Origin of the sequence: Paenibacillus cremeus (genome assembly GCF_007786445.1) — a bacterium.
GTDB classification, from domain to species: domain Bacteria; phylum Bacillota; class Bacilli; order Paenibacillales; family NBRC-103111; genus Paenibacillus_G; species Paenibacillus_G cremeus.
Map to the genome: position 1 here is coordinate 25,354 of NZ_VNJI01000035.1, position 17,960 is coordinate 43,313.

Here is a 17,960-nt window from a genome sequence, read left to right on the forward strand (position 1 = left end):
GTGGAGGGCTCGGGGGGACTCCCCAAGCCTTTTTATATTTGAAGACAGGAGTTCCTGTGGATGTTGTAAAACAATTGCGCTCGAACAACAAATATCAGGATGTGTTTAAAAGTAGAGCCAAAGGCTTCCATACGGTACTGCTTTTTCTTCCCATCTTTAATCCATACTCTAAACTGCCTATTTGACAGAAATCGTATAATACGGCTGATTCGATACTTGCTCGTTAAGGCCGGGCACATTCCAGGCATCCCCTTCATTATCCCGAAGCTCGAAGAAATAGCACAGATCAAATGGTGAATCGGTATAGTCTCCGGGAACGTTGGCGGAGAACACATAGTTATCCTCCGTCATTTCTACAATGACGTAACGCTTGCTTTGGTCGGCATGGCGATAGTGCAGGCGAACGGTTAAGCCTTGGAGAGTGTCCGGTACGGAAATACGCAGATCCAGCGCCTGGCCTTTTACCATGCGCGCAGGCGTGTCATGACTGAAAGCCAATTGGCGATTCGCCGAATTCGTTTGCAGGAATTTGGACGCAGCGTCCCTCTTTTCCGTAAGTACTGGCCTCACATTAGCTTCTTTACGCGCCTCGCGTGCTACCTGTTGAAGTAATCGGAAATCTTCCTCGATCGCCGGCAGACGGTCGGCCCAATGACCTCGGATGACACGAGTGAAGCCGAACGCGATATCCTCTTTATACACGTCCTTCGACACCTCGACAACATGCCTCCATTGACCGATTGCAGAGCGGTACAGCTCAACAGCCTGATCCAGCAGAGACGTGTCGCTCGTCCGCTCGTAGAGTGCATAGGCTAGGCCTGCGCGAAGCTTGTCAGCGTAGAAGCGACCCATGTCAATAAGCATCGTCACATCGATCGAGAATTGGCGGAAAGCTGTCGTTTCCTTATCGTCTACTGCTTCGATCGCCTCGTTCAAATACCGCTCCGCATTACCGGCGAACTGCTCAAGACGCTCAGCGACCTCGATTGGTGAATATTTGCCTTGGCGAAAGCCTTGCACTATATCGTCGGCAAAGTCGTCGATACGGTAAAATAATGCGGTATCCAGCGGACTCACCGCCCCAAATGTCCCCGGCTCCGGCGTATCGAAGTCAAACGGCGTCGGTGCGGCTTTCACAATCGGCATGTTGGTGGACATTTCTGCCCAGTATACCGCATTGGCTGCGGATGGAAGATGTGCGGCAGTGAAGTACGGCAAAATCCGGCTTGCGTGGGCAAGAGCCTGTTCATATGCTGAGGCAGCATTGCCAAACTCTGTCCGCAAATAACGCTGCCAGGAGGCAGATTCGGCATCTGGGTTATACAGCAGCCGGCCCCATAGACGGTACGCATATCTATGCTTGAACCAATCGCGGTTCGGCAGCTGCAGCGACTCATCCAGGTATGGCTCGCGCCCTCCGACGGAGCCGGAGCTCTTGCGGCCCTTGAACGTCATCGGCTCGCACCAATCCACGCCCTGTGTATTGCTAAAGTGGGAGTAACGGCCGTAGCCAGCGGCGATCGCAGGATCGCCCCACAGTAGCAGTTTTTGCGTTCCCGGCCAAATGCGGAAAATTATGCCGATTTCACGATCATCCTGCAAATAATCGGCATAGCCGTAACGCGTAAATCTGCGGGAATGCGCAGTAATCGACTGCATTGACATCGTTTTGTTCTGCGTTGGCGCATACTCTTGCTCGCGGATTGCCGCCTGGTGGTAGGGAGGACCCATATGCTCAGCCCAATATTTGGGGGATATATATATAGGCTGGCCGGTAGCTAACGCAGCCTTCATCAGCTCGTCATTAAGGCCTTTGGCATGCATATCAATTTCGACAGTACGGCCGATATTTGAGGTACCTCCCAAAACAACACTCCAAAACTTGTGATTCGGCTCAGGGATCCCGCCCTCATAATGCATGCGGAAGGTAAGTCCGTCGATGAGCGGAAATTCCTTCAACAAGAACGCAACCGCATCACGGCAGTATGCAGTATGATTGCTGGCATCGATTCCTTCGATATTGTAGTTCATATTCGGGCTTTCGGTATATGCATAAGCATGGTTCCATAGTCCCAGCTGGAAGTGAAGCCCTCTGCGCTTGGATTCTGCAGCAATATATTGAAGCATGTCGTAGTTCCGCTGTCTCTCCTCTTCAGGGAGCTCAGTAACTTTCACTTCATAGCCCGGCACATGGAACAGGAACGGATAGCTAAAGCAGAAATAGTTGTCGCGCACGTTCAAATCGTGGCCGTAATCATATCCCATACCAAGCGCTAGCGAAAATCGGTTGAACCGCTGGGAGATGAGCTCAGTCAAATATTCATCCCAGAACCCTTTGTCGTAATACCAATCCTTGTCCTCTGGCTCACAGGAGAAGGTACGTGTCACGCTACGGATTTGATTGGCCGGCTGGTCGGCGAACGAGGTCGTAGCGAGCAGCTCGGCGATAATGTCGGAGCCGTGCTGCACACGGTCGGCCAGCTCCAGCACAGCGTAGACCATACCGCGCTCGTCAGAAGCCGTTAGCACCAGACGGTTGCCTGCTGCTGCGATAACAAACGATTCGGCGGCTTCAGGCACGCTAAGCCCTGCGGCGTTCAGCGCAGAAGAGGCAAGCATTGAGCTTGCTGCGCAGATCACGATTTGAACGGCTGCACCGCAGGGCTCGACGGGCCGCTCCAATTGGGCTGCGGAAATACCGTGCTTCTGCAGCGTCTCTACCAACCTTTGCTGCGCCCAAAGGACAGCCTGGGAGGAGGCAAATGCGTCGTGTGGGTCAAGCGCCAAAATAACCTGCGGCGTTACAGATGAATGAGAAGCTTCAGTTGACAAGTGAATCTCTCCTTTAGCATGAATTGACATGTAGACTTGAAGGCATGGATTAGCCCGTAAATGGCGTGTCCCGTTTGGGAAGAAAGGGCAGAGATGGTCTCTGCCCTTTACTCAGGTGCGGCATGACTTATCTTGGCACTAGCTGGAGAGTGATTGGATGCTCTCAAGCAGCTCAATTGTGTGGATACTATCCTGCATATTAGGCTCGGGGGCGAGCCGCTGCAATATACGGTCGATAAAATGGTGCAGCTGCGCTTCAAACCCGTAGTAGGTGTAGTTTGTTAAATTTCCGTGATTCGGATTCCATACCAGCGTATCTCCGCCTTCCGTCAACGGTGCCACCTCAAATCCGTCACGCTTAGGAGCTGGCCGGTTGTACTCCAGGCCCCGGATATTATCAATAATTACGTTTCTGCCTACCCCGGTAATCTCCACTCTTTCCATCGGGTATTCGATCTTTTGCAGAGAGCCGGATTGAATAACGCCGATCGCACCGGAAGCGGCAACGAAGGAAATATTGAAGCCGAGCAGCTGATCACTGAGTTTAATTTTTTCCACATGAAGCGACTTGATTTCACCTAATAAATAACGGGCTAAATCAATATGATGGCTGACATGGTTAAACAGAAAGGATTGCTCCGAAGCGCACTCGGCCCCTTGGAATTTGGACATAAACATCGTAATCGGGCCAAATTCATCTCTGCGGATAATTTCTCTGGCCATCACATACGACGTGGTGAATCTTTTGTTGAAGCGGGTCATGACATATTTGCCAGTAAGGCGCTGCAACTCCAGCAAGTCATGGGCCTGCTCGACGGATAAGCAGGGGGGACGTTCCATGAATACGTGAACGCCCGACAGCAGGCAGTCTCTTGCGATCGAATAGTGGGTGTGGGTATCGGAAGGGAAACAAATGACCGCATCTACTTTTTCAAGTTGCAGCAACTTCTTATAGTCGTGGTAGATTTGGGGGACATAGTATCGGTCAGTAAACTTTTGCAGCTCATTCTCATCGGTATGGCTGACGGCGGTAAGTCTGGCCGGTATATTTTTCATACAGTCATAAATAAATTGGTACATCAGGCTTCCGCAGCCGATCATCGCGATATTCAGTGATCTGTCCATCAGCTTCACTCCCAAATCGGTGGTTCTAATTTGAAATCGCAACCATCTTCACGCAGACAGGCACCGGAATATGGATTTGATGCCCGGTTGGATGCAGCAAGCCGGTTTCACGATCGATGTTAAAAACGACCACATTATCTGTATCCTGGTGCGCAACGAGCAAGTACTGCCCGGTTGGATCAATGGTGAAGCTTCGCGGGGCTTTCCCAAGCGTCGGCTCATGACCGATGCATTTCAGCGTGCCGGATTCTTGATCGACAGCATAGATGACTATGCTGTTGTGCCCGCGGTTTGAGCCGTAAACAAACCGGCCGGAAGGATCAACCTGTACATCGGCGCAGTGGCTGCGGTCTGTAAAGCCGGTGGGAAGTGTAGTGTGTGTTTCCTTAAGCGTGATTGTCCCGTCCGCAGCGTTATAATCATAGCTCATTAACGTATTGCTTAGCTCATTGATGACGTAGCCCCATTTTCCACTCGGGTGGAAGGCGAAGTGACGGGGACCCGAGCCAGGTACGACGGCTATCGTTGGCACCTTGGAGGGGATCAACTCTCCGTTCGAAGGCTCGAGCCTGTAGCATTTTAATTGATCCGCTCCGTATTCAGCGGCAACCGCGAATCGGCCTGCTGGATCCAGCGTGACGGAATGCACGCGGGGTCCCGTCTGACGAACCGGGTGAATGCTAAAGCCGTGATGCTGTATGAAGGAGGTCATTTCGCCCAACGCTCCATCACCGCCGATCGGCAGCACGCACACGCTCCCGTTTCCGAAATTGCCAGCCAGCACGTACCGGCTTAGCGGGTCGACCACAAGATGAACCGGCTTGGAGCCACCAGACGGTTTTTGGTTCAAATACGTCAGCAGGCCGGTGTGGGGATTGATGGAAAACGCGCTGACCGTTCCGTCGCCTTCGATGGTATTGACGGAGTATAAATAACGGTGCTCTGGCTCGATCGCCAGGTATGTTGGGTTGAACACGTCCACAGCGACACCGGCATACTCCAGCTCCCCAGTAGAGGGGGAGAAGCGGTAAATATAAATCCCCTCGCTTCTCCCTTCGTCAGTATATGTACCAATATAAGCATAAATAGTTGAATTCGGCTTCATCTGATTCATGGCATACTCCCGTCTATTCCGTTCTGAACAAGCCCAAACCCTCTTCCAAAGGCTCAGCAACGCTATCGGGAAGCTGGGCGGTTAGGCCTCCATCGACAACCAGAGCATGGCCCGTCACAAACGAAGCATCCTCAGAAGCAAGGAATAGTGCAGCCGATGCCGCTTCGCGCATTGTGCCCGGACGGCGCAAAGGGTAAACTGCCTGCTGACGACGGACTTCTTCAGGGTACTTCTTCAAAAATTCAATCTTGCCCTCCGTCACAATTCGTCCAGGACAGATTGAGTTGACCCGAATGCCGTACTTGCCGTAATCGACCGCCATTTGACGGGTCAAATTCACAATCGCTGCTTTGGCAGAGGCATATGCGGAGTGCCGCAATCCCCCGAGCAGCCCATGAATCGACGCGGTATTAATAATCGATCCGGCTCCTGCTTTGATCATGGCCGGCAGAGCGTATTTGCAGCCTAGGAAAGCGGCCTTCACGCTGGAGTTGAACACCATGTCCCAGTCCGCTTCCTCTTGCTCTAGAACGGAGGTCGCATGACCTTTATAGGCATTGTTCATTAATATATCCAGTCTACCGTAAGTCTCAGTGGCATATTCGATCAGCTTGCGCAAATCCTCGCTTTGGAACACGTCGGCACGGAAAAAGCTTGCCGAGCCTCCGCTTGCCTTAATATGCTCGACCACTTCCTCGCCAAGCCCTTTACGACTGCCATCGTCATTGACGATAACGTGAGCGCCTTCTTCTGCGAACAGCTCAGCGCAACCTCGGCCGATCCCGGAAGTGGAACCTGTAATGATAGCAACTTTATTTTGTAATCTAGTACCCATCGTTCAATTCCTCCTTTGGTTGGTTACTTCTTTGTTCTTTCCTTATAAAGCTCGTTAAGCTCTTTCAAATGTTTTTGATATATCGGGTCATCCTTGAAGCTCTTGACGAACTTATCCCAATCGTCCATGCTGTTTTTACCGATAATGACATTCACCATCATATCGTTGATTTTTTTGTTCCATTCCGCACTTTTTTCCAGAGCGGTAGGGGTGACAAGACCGAGTCCATAATTTGGAACCGACTGGGTCATGATCGAATCCACCAGCTTATGATTATATTCCTTTGTTTCTGGCGTCATGCCCGGAAGATCGGCCTTTACATATTTGTCGAAGTAACTGGAAACCCATTGTGCGGACGTATCGAAGGCATATCCCTTCTTCTTTCCCTCATCCGTCTGCGTAATATCGCCGTTAGGAGCTTCTTTATAGTCAAGGTCCTTGATGCCGTATGCGACCAGGTTGTAAACCTCGCGGGTCGCCGTGTAGTTATACACGTCTAAAATTTTCTTCAGCTTGTCTTCGCTGACTTTCTTATTAATAAGGAACACGCCGAACGAACCCGGTGCTTGCTCGTAGTAGCGTTTGCCGTCTGGTGCGGCAGGGAATTCGTAAGCAACGATGACCGCTTTCGGGTTAACCTTCTTGATGTCATCAGTGTACAAGTGTCCGTCGTACACGTTGCTGAAGCCCATGCCCGCTTTGTCCTGGGTCATAAAGTCGCGGATCTGGCTTGTTTGCAGGAGTGGCAAATCCGGAACCATCACGCCCGCCTTGTTGACCTTGTTCCAGAAGGTCAATGCATCCTTCATTTTGGGGTTGAAAAAGCTTGGCTGGATTTGACCGCTCTCATCAATGTAGTGCGTAAAGCCGTTGCCGAACATCGAGATAAAATAGTTTTGCAGTGTAGGCGAGCCTTGGCCGACAAAGCCGTAGGTATCGTTCTTTCCGTTACCGTCCGGATCCTGCTTTGTAAAGGCTTCCATGACGTTGAAAAATTCGTCCATCGTCTTAGGGGCCTTCAAGCCGAGCTTATCCAGCCAATCCTGGCGGATCAGCAGTGATTCGTGACCATCTGTAGGCCGTACGCGCGGGATGCCCATCGTCTTGCCCTTAAAGGCGACATTCGTGTAAATTTGCTGCGGGTAGGCGGCTAGATTAGGGTAATTTTTAATATACGGAGTCAAATCCCAAAAAGCCCCCTGGTTAATCGCATTGGCGAAGGTTTGGGTGTTAATATCCCATACCATTGTCACGTCCGGCAAATCACCTGCCGCCAGCATGACGTTCAGTTTATCCGTGTAGTTGTTGGCGGGAACGTAGGTGACGTTGATTTTGACGTTAAATTTCTCGTTGATCTGCTTCAAACTGTCCAAGTCATTGCCGGGTGCAGAGTTGTAGGTTGTCGTCAAGATATTGATTTCCGTAGGTGCGCCGGCTCCTTTACTTGTGGCATTTTCGGAAACGCTTGGAGAACCAGATGCCCCGGGGGGAGGCGATGCGCTGCTGCAGCCTGCAAGCAGCACTATACCAGCGAATGCGCCGAGTGTTGCACTTTGTATTGATTTTTTTCTTAACATTGGTTAAACCTCCTCTTAATGAATGTATTGATTATATCGAAGGGTCCATGCTCTAGCCCTTCACCGAGCCGACCATCATCCCTTTGACAAAATAACGCTGCAAAAACGGATACACGATAATAATCGGAAGCGATGCGACGACGACGGCAGACATCTTGATAGTCTCTTTAGGCAGCATTTGGTCGCTTTGCAGCATTTGTGCCACGGCCGGATCTCCTACCTGGGTAGATGCCTGAATCAGAAGCACCTGCAGCACGACCTGCATAGGTCGGAGCACATCCTTGTTTATGTACAGCACGGCACTGAAGTAGGTGTTCCAGTACGCGACTGCAAAAAATAAGCTGAAGGCGGCGATGGCCGAAAGTGACACGGGAAGCATCACCCGGAAAAAGACGCCAATATCGGTGCAACCGTCAATTTTGGCCGATTCCTCGAGCTCATCGGGGATTTCCTGATAGAAGCTTTTCATTAAAATAACGTACCACGCGCTCGTAAGCACAGGTAAAATGAGCGCCCACACCGTATTGATCAGCCCCATTTGCTTGATGAGCAGGTAGTTGGGGATCATTCCCGGGTTAAACAGCATCGTAAACAAGATAGCCATCAAAACTTGCCTTTTAAGCCGGAATTTTTTGCGGGACAGAGCATACGATAATCCACTTGTAATCAGCAGGCTGCAGGCGGTCCCGATAATGGCCAGAAATGCGCTGATGCTGAGCGAATTGAGAAACGTAGGCGTCGATAAAATAAACTGATAGGAGGCGAGGCTCCATTTATACGGAAACAGGACGAACGGCCTGGTAGCGTACTCAGTGGGGTCGGTAAACGAAACAATGATAACGTAAAGAAAGGGAAGCAAGGTCGATAGCGAGACAAAGGCAAGGAACAAGTAGTTGAACGTATCAAATACCCGCGAGCCTAACGTGGATTTGATCAATAGACTCCCTCCTCTCCGAATTTTTTAGCCAGCCGGTTGGCTCCGACGACGAGGATCAGGCCGACGATGGATTTGAAAATACCGACAGCTGTGGCAAAGCTGAACCGCCCACTTTGAATGCCGACCCGATAAACGTAGGTATCGAAGACGTCGGCTACCTCGGTTACAGCCGAACTGGACATTAAGTAAATATGCTCGAAGCCGGTATCCAGCACTTGCCCGAGCCGTAAAATGAGCAGAATAACGATGGTCGTCTTGATTCCGGGTAAGGTGACGTGTATGGTCTGCCTCCAGCGATTTGCTCCATCCATTCTGGCCGCCTCGTACAATTCCGGGTTAATACCCGCCAATGCCGCAAGGAATACGATCGTGCCCCAGCCGGATTCCTTCCAGATCGTTTGCAGAGTTAGCATGCCCCAAAAATAGTCGGCGTTGGTGAGAAACGGAATCGCCTTGCCTCCGGCATCCACGATCAGCTTGTTGATAATGCCGCTCCCACTGATAGTCAAGAAGCAGATGCCGACAATGACGACCCACGACAGGAAATGGGGTAGATAAATCGCCGTTTGAACCCATTTCTTATATGCCGTACTGCGCACCTCGTTTAGCAGAAGCGCTAATATAATCGGCATCGGGAAAAAGAAGATGATGTTTAGAAAGCTGATGGCCAGCGTGTTGCGCAGAAGCATCCAAAAGTCGGGATTGGAGAAAAAGCTTTCAAAATGCTTGAGCCCGACCCACTGGCTTTTCAGTAGACCTACGTAGGGGGAATACTCGGTGAATGCGAGCGATAACCCCCATAGAGGAACATATTTGAATAAAATGAAGAACAAGAGTCCCGGTAGTGCTAAGACATATAAATATTTCTCGTTCTGGTATGTCCGTTTCCAACTCTTCATCCACAGCAGCAGACGTGGGGGAGGGGCGGTTTTCTTAGACAGCCCGGCTACATCGCTTGGGGGTAAAGCGACTCTTTGGCGGTTCGGCAATGTGCTCATCCTTTCCATGCAGGAGATGATTGAAAGTACTTGCTGCTATTTCCCAGCTGACAAATTGTATTGTATGCGAGTCTTTCATGCAGGACAATGAGCCGATTGTGAATGCTCATATTGTGCCGGATGATCCCTAAGCACAGATTGAGCATTGCCGGCAGATATTAAAAAAACCTTGATATGGCAGGATTTACGCCTGCAATATCAAGGGCTGTCAGTTGATGGGCTATTGATGATCTTCCCGGAATTGTCCGGGAGTCACTCCGACGACCTTCTTAAATACGCGAATAAAGTTCTGCGTATGGAGGTATCCTACCTTCTCGGAAATTTCTGTCACCGGTGTGTCCGTTTCCCGCAGCATTTCCTTTGCCTTCTCCATACGGACCTGGGTGACGTAGTCGCTGAACGAGATTCGCTTAAATTTTTTAAACAGCTTGCTTAGGTGAGTTCGACTGATACCGAAGTCCCGGGCGCATTGATCCTGGGAGAGGTCAACATCGTAATGATCGTGGATATAGGCAATGACTCTGTCAATGGTTTGCTCGTGTTGCTCCAGTTCCACTTTAAACGGGCCGCTTGTTTCTACAAAGGGGTTGTCCGAGCCCGTCAGCCGTTCGGTTTTAGCCGTCATTGAGGAGTATAGAGCGGATACGGCTTGGCGATAAACCTGTGAAAGTTCGCTGATTTGAAGAGTAGGGCTTCCCAAACCGGCTGTCACCGGAAGCCGCAAATATTCGGAGAGGAAGATGCTGGCCTGATCTACGAATTCTTTTATCGATGCATTCCATGCTGCTGGGTCGATTGTCTTCGTACTGGCTTCCGCGTCAATTCGATCCCATAGAAGTACGGCCAGCCGGTCATTCAGCATGTTTACTGAAATGCCTTGGAAGTAGCGTTCATTGACATGAACCAGATCGTCAATAATATTTTTCATTGCAAAAATGATGAGATCCCTGTCCTGATCGGAAAATTTCCCTTCAGCGGACAGACTCCAATCGTAACCTACAATAAAAATGGTAAAAAGCGCCTCCTGCGGGAGACCGTACCGCTGAAACAGACTCTCCAGCTCGCTTTGCGTATAATGCATGTATTGCCCCTGAAGCGTCTGCATCACGAACGATTCCTGAATCATCGGGAGCTGCCGGAAAATTTGATGCTGAAGCTTCTTCGTTTCATCCTCCAGTGCCAGCCAGCGTTGTTTGACATATCCGAATTCATCTTCGTCCGCAGCATGAATCTCAGAGTCTCTTCGAATAAAAGACATCAGATTGGCAACCGGCCGGTAAACCCAGCGTGTTCCTACGAAAGTAAAGACAAGGGCGAATAGCAGCACAATTGCCAGCACGACAACTGTAATGACACCGATGCCTATGGATTTGGAATTCAATTCCCTTGAAGGGATCATATCGATATATTGCCAGCCGGTATAAGCCGAGGTCAGACTTGTTACCAAATATTGTTTGCCGTTCCACATGTAGTTCAGCTTGTGGGTGTCTCCGTTATTAGCCTTGGTCAGCTCAAGCAGCTCCTTAGGAAATTCGGATACGGAAGAATAGGCCACTGACTTCCCATCTTGATCAATGATTGCAGTCATCTGTCCCGGGTAAACGGTAGAACGCTTGAGCGCATTTTGAAACAGTTTCTCATCGATGCGGACCAGGATCAATCCGATCGGGTTAAGCGCTTGCAAGGGCGCCTTGCAAATAAACGTGATTCCTTTCGCCGTATCGTTCTCGCGGACATGGTAAACCGTGTTTTGCCATTCAAAGGCTTTGTCGAGCCCGATTGAAGTGTTCAGCTTGTTGCGATCGTAGATGGGAGTTATTTTAAATAACCCGGAGGAGGAGGACAACAAATAGTTGTCTTTCACATACAATGAGACGTCCATGATGAGGTTATGATTGGATTGAAAGGTGGAGAAAAACTGGTAAACCTGCATGTTGAATTCGAGCTCTTTATCTTTGACATGCTGTAGTGCCTCGTTGCTGAAGAGGGGGTGGAACAGCATCTGCAAGGTACTCTCCTGAATATTTTGCAGCTCACGATCAATATTGGAAGAAGTGTTCTCCAACAGCTGCATATGAGCGCGGTTAACTTCATCCTGTAGGGTGGACGCGGAGAACAAGTAACTGCTGATACCTACGGCGAGTGTTGGTACGGCAGCGACAACCAGGGTAAGAAGCATCATTCGGCTGCGCAGATTCAGGCTTGTTCCGATCAGCTTTTTAATGTTTAAGCCTCGCAACACCCACTCCCCCTAATTAAAAGGTATACGTACAAATACAATTCAATCAATTTTATCATATAATTCCATTGTTTTCTATTAGTTAGTTTACTATACAAACTAAGTTTTTCTTGTTACGATAAATGTGAAAAATAGTTACCAATATACGGAAATGTTCTGCTTTCGATACTTATTTCCTAGACAAAGGATGATGTGAATGAAAAAAAACACTTGGCTTCTTCACATGATGTTGTCTTATATTCCCGTCTTTCTTATCCTTTTTATCGTTGTATTCCTGGTTTTCTTCCAAAATCTTATTGTCCTGAAAAAACAAGATGCGGTTAGAGCAAATGAAATCTATGCAAAGCAAATCATGCAATCTATTGATCTTTCTTTAAAAAGCATCGACCATATGATCATTAACGAAATGCTTCACGGTAAATTGATCAATGAATTTTTTGATGAAAGCGATTACCGAAATATTTATTTGAATTACCAGGTTTCCAACCGGCTGCAGGAAATAAAACATGAATTTCCAAGCATCGATTCCATTAACCTCGTTCGATTTAAAGATAAAGTCGTATTTAATGGCAATATAACTTCCTTTCCCGATTTCGCCGATTATCCGTTCATTTCACAAGAAAACGAAACCGCTTATTTTACAAAATGGACTAGTGTGAGGCGATACAAGGAATTTGCAAATCAAGAAACGAAACCGGTTATAAGTTTGATCTGCAAGGTTCCGGCTTATGCCGAAGAGAGAGGAAATATTATAGTTAACGTCAAGATTTCAGCCATTCAAGAGCTGCTTATGGATCTAAGAGGTTCCGAAATGACGGATATTAAATTGTTGGATCAAAATGGTGGAGTGATCTATGGTAAGAATGCCCCGTCCCAAAACGGGGAAGTATTGGCCTCTGTTACTTCCGAATATACAAATTGGAAAATCAAAACCATTCTGGCCTCGGGTATTTTCACTTACGCCTCAGTGTTTAATTATTGGACGATATTCGGTTTCATGATGTTTCTTTTAGCTATTGCTTACCTAATCTATATAACAAAGGAAAATTATAAACCGATTAAAAATATTGTTTCCAAAATAGATGATTATTCCTCTCAAGAACTAAAATCAATAGAAAAGGCGGCGTCGGATGAATTTAATTTTATCGAATCCGTCATAGACCAATTTATCGGACAATACAAAGATTTTGAAAAACAATCGGAGAAGAATCTGTATATAAGAAAGAGGGATTTTTTCAACAGAGTGGTTTTTGGTGATCACCCGATGAATATCGACGAGTGCACGGCTGAAATGCGCCAATTAAATATTCCAAACGATTTGCATGAGCGCTCGGTAGTGATTCTTGAAATAGACAAGGTTGGAGAAATATTCGAAACTTATTCGCAGCGCGATCAAGGCTTATTTAGATTTATTTTAGCCAACGTCGTGTCTGAAATTATGACCAATCATTCTGTATGGAGCTGGACAGAGTGGACCGGCAGATATCAATTAAGCGCCATTATCCAGTACCAGGATCCGACTTTAAATATCGTAGAAATTTGTAAAATTATTAATGCTTGGGTTGAATCCAATTTGAAGTTTACGATGACCATCGGCGTCGGCGACTCGGTTGATCAAATCACGAACATTTCCGATTCTTACAGAAAAGCGCTCCAATCTTTAAAGTATAAACCTGCGCTAGGAAACAATAACGTCATACCATACACCGATATTCAAAACTATTCCCTTAAAAACAGTTCCGAATATCTTAAATTGATCAATGAGCTGATTGACTTGTTCCGAATTAACTCTCCGAACTGGGAGAAGGTTTACGACGAATTATTTCAGAAAATCAAACGCGATTATTTATCCAAAGACGAGATTTCTATCCTGTTGAATTACTTCATTTATTATTTGGACCTTAAGATTTCGGAGCTTCCCAAGGAATATTATCAGGTGCTTACCGGCGATATTTTACCCGAAATGAGATCGGCGATAAATCATTGTGAAACAACGGAGGAGTATCGTGATGAAATCATTGATCTGTTAAACAGCTACATCAATCACATCAATCCGCTACGTGAAAGTAAAAGCAACCATAAATTGATGAAAAGAGTTAAAGAATATATTGAAGAGCAATATGCGAATCCCAATTTATCGCTGGATTTATTGGAAGAACAATTTAACGTAAATGCCAAATATATAAGCTTGCTTTTCAAACAGGAGTTTGGCGGAAACTTTCTTGATTTCTTGAACAACATCAGGGTGGAGCAGGCAAAAATAATGCTGAAATCTCCGAATGAACCGATCAATGAGATTGGACAAAGAATTGGTTTTAATAGCCCAGTTACGTTCAGAAGAACTTTTAAAAGGTTAACGGGAATGACACCTTCGGAGTATCGAAATGCCCTTTAAATAAGCCGTGTGCGGATGAAGCCATTTCACTGCGCGCGGTTTTTTCGTTTGACGGCAGGGTCTGATGAATTTTGTTCGGTTTAGAAAATTGAATCATTAAATACATTGGCAATATTTTTTGGACTTCATTGCAGTCAGGAAATGTGATCGTTGCTTGATTCGATTGCTTTATATATGATTTGAATCAGCTTTAGGGAACGCGAACGCGACTATACTTTGAAAGGAGAATTAAGTTCAATGTCAACCATGCCGCTTAGCAAAGAAGGCGCAAAAATTAATTCGCAGCCCTATTCCGGAAACTACTCCCAAAAAATAAAAAGGCATTGGAGAATGTATATTCTCATCTTATTACCGCTGGCATATCTGATTATTTTCAAGTACATCCCGATGTATGGCGCGCAGATCGCCTTCCGGGATTACAACGTCATGCAGGGCTTTTCGGGCAGTGAATGGGTAGGGATGAAACATTTTAACGATTTTATCAGCTCGCCCAACTTTTGGATGTTGTTAAAAAACACTTTGCTCCTCAGCATATTTCAATTATTTGTCGGCTTTCCTGCTCCAATCATCTTGGCCTTGGCATTAAATGAGATTAGGGCCGGCTTTTTTAAGAAATTTACGCAATTGGTTACCTTTGCTCCTTACTTTATTTCTACAGTTGTGATGGTATCGATGATTATGCTGTTTTTGACTCCTCGACTTGGTTTCGTCGACTTGATTGTAAAAGGATTAGGGCTCGAATCGATTAATTTTCTGGGGATCCCGGAATATTTCAAAAGCATTTATGTATTTTCCGATGTTTGGCAGCATGTTGGCTACGGTGCGGTTATCTATCTCGCGGCGCTCGCAGGGATAAACCCCGATTTGTATGAGGCGGCCAGAGTGGATGGAGCCTCCAGATTCCAAAAATTGCTTCACATTGATATTCCGGGATTGCTTCCTGCGGCTATCATCATGCTGATTCTTAATGTAGGACAAATCATGAATGTAGGTTTTGAGAAAATATTTTTGATGCAAAACGCTTTGAATTTAAGCGCTTCCGAGGTGATTTCCACTTATGTTTACAAAGTGGGATTGATCGAGGCCAACTTTAGCTTCTCCGCTGCTGTCGGTTTGTTTAACTCGATTATTAATCTTATTTTGCTGCTAATCGTAAATTTTATTGCGCGCCGCATTTCGGATACGAGTTTATTGTAAGAATAGGAGAGGAATTTCATGAGCAGAGCGGGAGTCATCAAGGAATCTTTTAACGACCGGATATTTATGTTTATCATCTATGGTTTTTTAACCTTGCTGCTTATTACCGAAATATATCCTTTAATTTATATCCTGAGTTCATCATTCAGTTCCTCTCAAGCGGTAGTCGAGGGAAGAGTGTGGTTGTTTCCCGTCCAGCCCAGTCTGGAAGGCTATAAAGCAATTTTCGCCAATCCTAACATTGTGTTGGGCTATAGGAACTCATTATTGTATACGTTTTCAGGTGTTTTGATCAGCGTAAGTTTAACGATCATGATTGCCTACCCGCTTTCACTAAAAACTTTTGTTGGCCGCAGGCTCATTACAATGCTGCTGGTCTTTACCATGCTGTTTAGCGGCGGGCTCATTCCCTTTTATTTAACCGTTAAAGCTGTTGGTATTCTGGATACCCCGTGGGCGATGCTGCTGCCGAATGCTTTCGCTGTCTGGCAGGTCATTATTGCCAGGACATTTTTTCAAATGAACATTCCGGCTGAGCTTTCGGAAGCAGCCGAACTGGATGGCTGCACGGATTTGGGCTTTTTAATCCGAGTTGTTATTCCTTTATCGAAGCCCATTATCGCCGTATTGGTTTTGATGTATGCGGTATCTTATTGGAACGCATATTTTGACGCATTGATCTTCTTAAAGTCCGCAAACCTCTTTCCTTTGCAAATTGTGTTAAGGAATATTCTGATCATGAATTCGATCGATGCATCCATGATGATGGACGCCAATGAACTTGCGGCAAGGCAAGGGCTAAAGGATCTATTGAAATATTCATTGATTGTTATAGCGACTCTTCCTGTGCTTTCTATTTACCCTTTTGTGCAGAAGCATTTTGTCCAGGGCATTATGATCGGTTCGCTTAAAGGGTAGTGTTTATAAGAAAGTGTCACCCGAAAGGAGATGGTGTTGTCGAACTGCTCTAGCTTGGAGAAACCGAAGGTGTTGGACCTGGAAAATTTATTTATTTACTAAGGAGGCGTCGTCCATGTCGCAATTCAAAAAAATAGCAACGGGTACAGTAGGTATGACTTTAGCTGCTTCCATGCTTTTATCGGCTTGCACTAGCAATAAATCGAATTCGCCCTCAGACAAACAATACGATCAGAAGGGCACAGCGAGCGGTCCGGTCACCCTCTCTATGTTTATGGTGCCGAGCGCTAAAATTGAAGATTTGTCTACCAACGGATTTACAAAGCTGCTTGAGGAGAAGCTTAACGTTAAATTCAAATTCGAAGTCACTCCGGAAGCCGGTGCTAATGACAGAAAGCAATTATTGTTGGCTAGCGGCGATTATCCGGCAGTCCTGTTTCCTTCCACTTATGGCTCTTTAACACCAGTGGAGCAATTTAAATATGGCAAACAGGGCGTCTTAATTCCGCTGAACGATTTGATTGATAAATACGGAGATAACATTAAGAAAGCCATGCAGGTCAGACCTTCCCTGAAGCAAGAAATTACGACGCCGGACGGAAAAATTTACGCGCTTCCTTCCGTTAACGAATGTTTTCACTGTATGTATCCCGAAAAATTATGGATTAATGCTGAATGGCTGAAAAAATTAAACTTAAAAATGCCGACTACCACGGATGAGCTTTACACTGTCCTAAAAGCGTTTAAGACCCAGGACCCTAACGGTAACGGCAAGCAAGATGAAGTTCCGCTTAGCGGGGCGGGCGGGGCAGGCACCGAAATGTACAAATACGACGTTACCGGCTTCCTTATGAACGCATTCATCTATAATAACAATATTGATTATTTCTATATGAAAAATGGCAAGGTAGGATTATCCGCCGCTCAGCCTGAGTGGAGAAAAGGCTTGGAATATATGAATAAGCTGTACAAAGAAGGCTTGATTGATCCGGCCAGCTTTACCCAAAATCAGGATGCCTTATCGCAATTAGGAAACAAAGCCGGGGATAACATTTTGGGAAGTGTAACCACCCTTCACATCGGTGTTGCGGTCAGCAATAAGCCTGGCCAAACCAGACATAAAGAGTATGACACGGTTCCGCCAATCACGGGACCAGACGGGTATAAATCGGCAGGTTATTACGATTCCGTAGGTAACGGACAGTTCGCGATTACTAATAAGGCAACGGAAGAGCAAAAAATCGCGGCCATTAAACTGGCGAATTATCTGTATTCGGAAGAGGGATCCGTTGGCTCTGAATATGGACCGGAAGGAACCTGGTGGAGAAAAGGCGAGCAGGGTGAAGTCGATGAGAAAGGCAGACCTGCGAGACGGTTCCTGAAACCCGAAGCTTTAGGTTATCAGACTCAAAACGTCACCTGGGGGCAAATAGGACCTTTATTCCGCCCGCGCGATTTGCGCGAATCCTGGGCGGTTCCGCAAGATCCCAAAGCGGATAACGGGTATGAACATCGCTTGTATTTAGAGACTAAAAAATACGAAGGAAACGAACCGAAGGAAAATTTCCCGTTAAATCTGTTTTATGATGATAAAGATTCCAGCGAAATTGCACAGCTGAAGCCGCAAATCGTCAATTATGTCAGGACCAATATGGTTCAATTTATCTCAGGCAGCAAAAAACTCGACGATGCCGAATGGAACGCCTATATCAAAGGTTTCGAGGGTCTAAAATTAAACCGCTATCTGGAGATCAACCAAAAAGCTTACGATTCGACCTACAAAAAATAATAAA

The 17,960-nt window shown here is 46.7% G+C and carries 12 protein-coding genes; 4 read left to right on the forward strand and 8 right to left on the reverse strand.

The genetic code is table 11. From position 1 onward, the window contains the following. Window positions 1–177 precede the first annotated feature (177 nt). The 8 genes from FPZ49_RS23190 to FPZ49_RS23225 form a co-directional block, all read right to left on the reverse strand. Window positions 178–2,832, reverse strand: a complete 2,655-nt coding sequence (locus tag FPZ49_RS23190) for a hypothetical protein (protein ID WP_144851533.1) — start codon at window positions 2,830–2,832, stop codon at window positions 178–180. A gap of 138 nt (window positions 2,833–2,970) precedes the next feature. Continuing rightward, window positions 2,971–3,957 carry a Gfo/Idh/MocA family protein gene (locus FPZ49_RS23195; RefSeq protein WP_144851535.1) on the reverse strand — a complete coding sequence of 329 codons (987 nt, stop codon included), beginning with the start codon at window positions 3,955–3,957 and terminating at the stop codon, window positions 2,971–2,973. 25 nt (window positions 3,958–3,982) lie between these two features. Further along, window positions 3,983–5,071: a lactonase family protein gene (locus tag FPZ49_RS23200; protein WP_144851537.1), complete on the reverse strand. Its 1,089-nt coding sequence runs from the start codon at window positions 5,069–5,071 to the stop codon at window positions 3,983–3,985. Between the two features lie 13 nt (window positions 5,072–5,084). Continuing rightward, entirely contained in the window at window positions 5,085–5,906 is an 822-nt protein-coding gene (locus FPZ49_RS23205) for an SDR family NAD(P)-dependent oxidoreductase (RefSeq protein ID WP_144851539.1), read from the reverse strand. A 23-nt stretch (window positions 5,907–5,929) separates the two neighbouring features. Beyond that, window positions 5,930–7,483: an extracellular solute-binding protein gene (locus FPZ49_RS23210; protein ID WP_144851541.1), complete on the reverse strand. Its 1,554-nt coding sequence runs from the start codon at window positions 7,481–7,483 to the stop codon at window positions 5,930–5,932. A 52-nt stretch (window positions 7,484–7,535) separates the two neighbouring features. Further along, window positions 7,536–8,417, reverse strand: a complete 882-nt coding sequence (locus FPZ49_RS23215; protein ID WP_144851617.1) for a carbohydrate ABC transporter permease — start codon at window positions 8,415–8,417, stop codon at window positions 7,536–7,538. Next, window positions 8,417–9,319, reverse strand: a complete 903-nt coding sequence (locus tag FPZ49_RS23220) for an ABC transporter permease (RefSeq protein ID WP_144851618.1) — start codon at window positions 9,317–9,319, stop codon at window positions 8,417–8,419. Before FPZ49_RS23220 ends, FPZ49_RS23215 begins: the two co-directional genes overlap by 1 nt. Window positions 9,320–9,638: 319 nt before the next feature. Next, entirely contained in the window at window positions 9,639–11,657 is a 2,019-nt protein-coding gene (locus tag FPZ49_RS23225; RefSeq protein ID WP_144851543.1) for an AraC family transcriptional regulator, read from the reverse strand. Window positions 11,658–11,853: 196 nt separating this feature from the next. On the opposite strand from FPZ49_RS23225, the gene FPZ49_RS23230 reads away from it, so the two are divergent. The 4 genes from FPZ49_RS23230 (at window position 11,854) to FPZ49_RS23245 (ending at window position 17,956) form a co-directional block, all read left to right on the forward strand. Then, entirely contained in the window at window positions 11,854–14,052 is a 2,199-nt protein-coding gene (locus FPZ49_RS23230; RefSeq protein ID WP_144851545.1) for a helix-turn-helix domain-containing protein, read from the forward strand. A gap of 246 nt (window positions 14,053–14,298) precedes the next feature. Next, entirely contained in the window at window positions 14,299–15,249 is a 951-nt protein-coding gene (locus FPZ49_RS23235; protein ID WP_261381561.1) for an ABC transporter permease, read from the forward strand. A gap of 18 nt (window positions 15,250–15,267) precedes the next feature. Then, the gene (locus FPZ49_RS23240) at window positions 15,268–16,167 is read left to right on the forward strand and encodes a carbohydrate ABC transporter permease (RefSeq protein ID WP_144851549.1); all 900 of its coding nucleotides are present in this window, start codon (window positions 15,268–15,270) and stop codon (window positions 16,165–16,167) included. Between the two features lie 115 nt (window positions 16,168–16,282). Continuing rightward, entirely contained in the window at window positions 16,283–17,956 is a 1,674-nt protein-coding gene (locus tag FPZ49_RS23245) for an ABC transporter substrate-binding protein (protein ID WP_144851551.1), read from the forward strand. Window positions 17,957–17,960 lie beyond the last annotated feature (4 nt).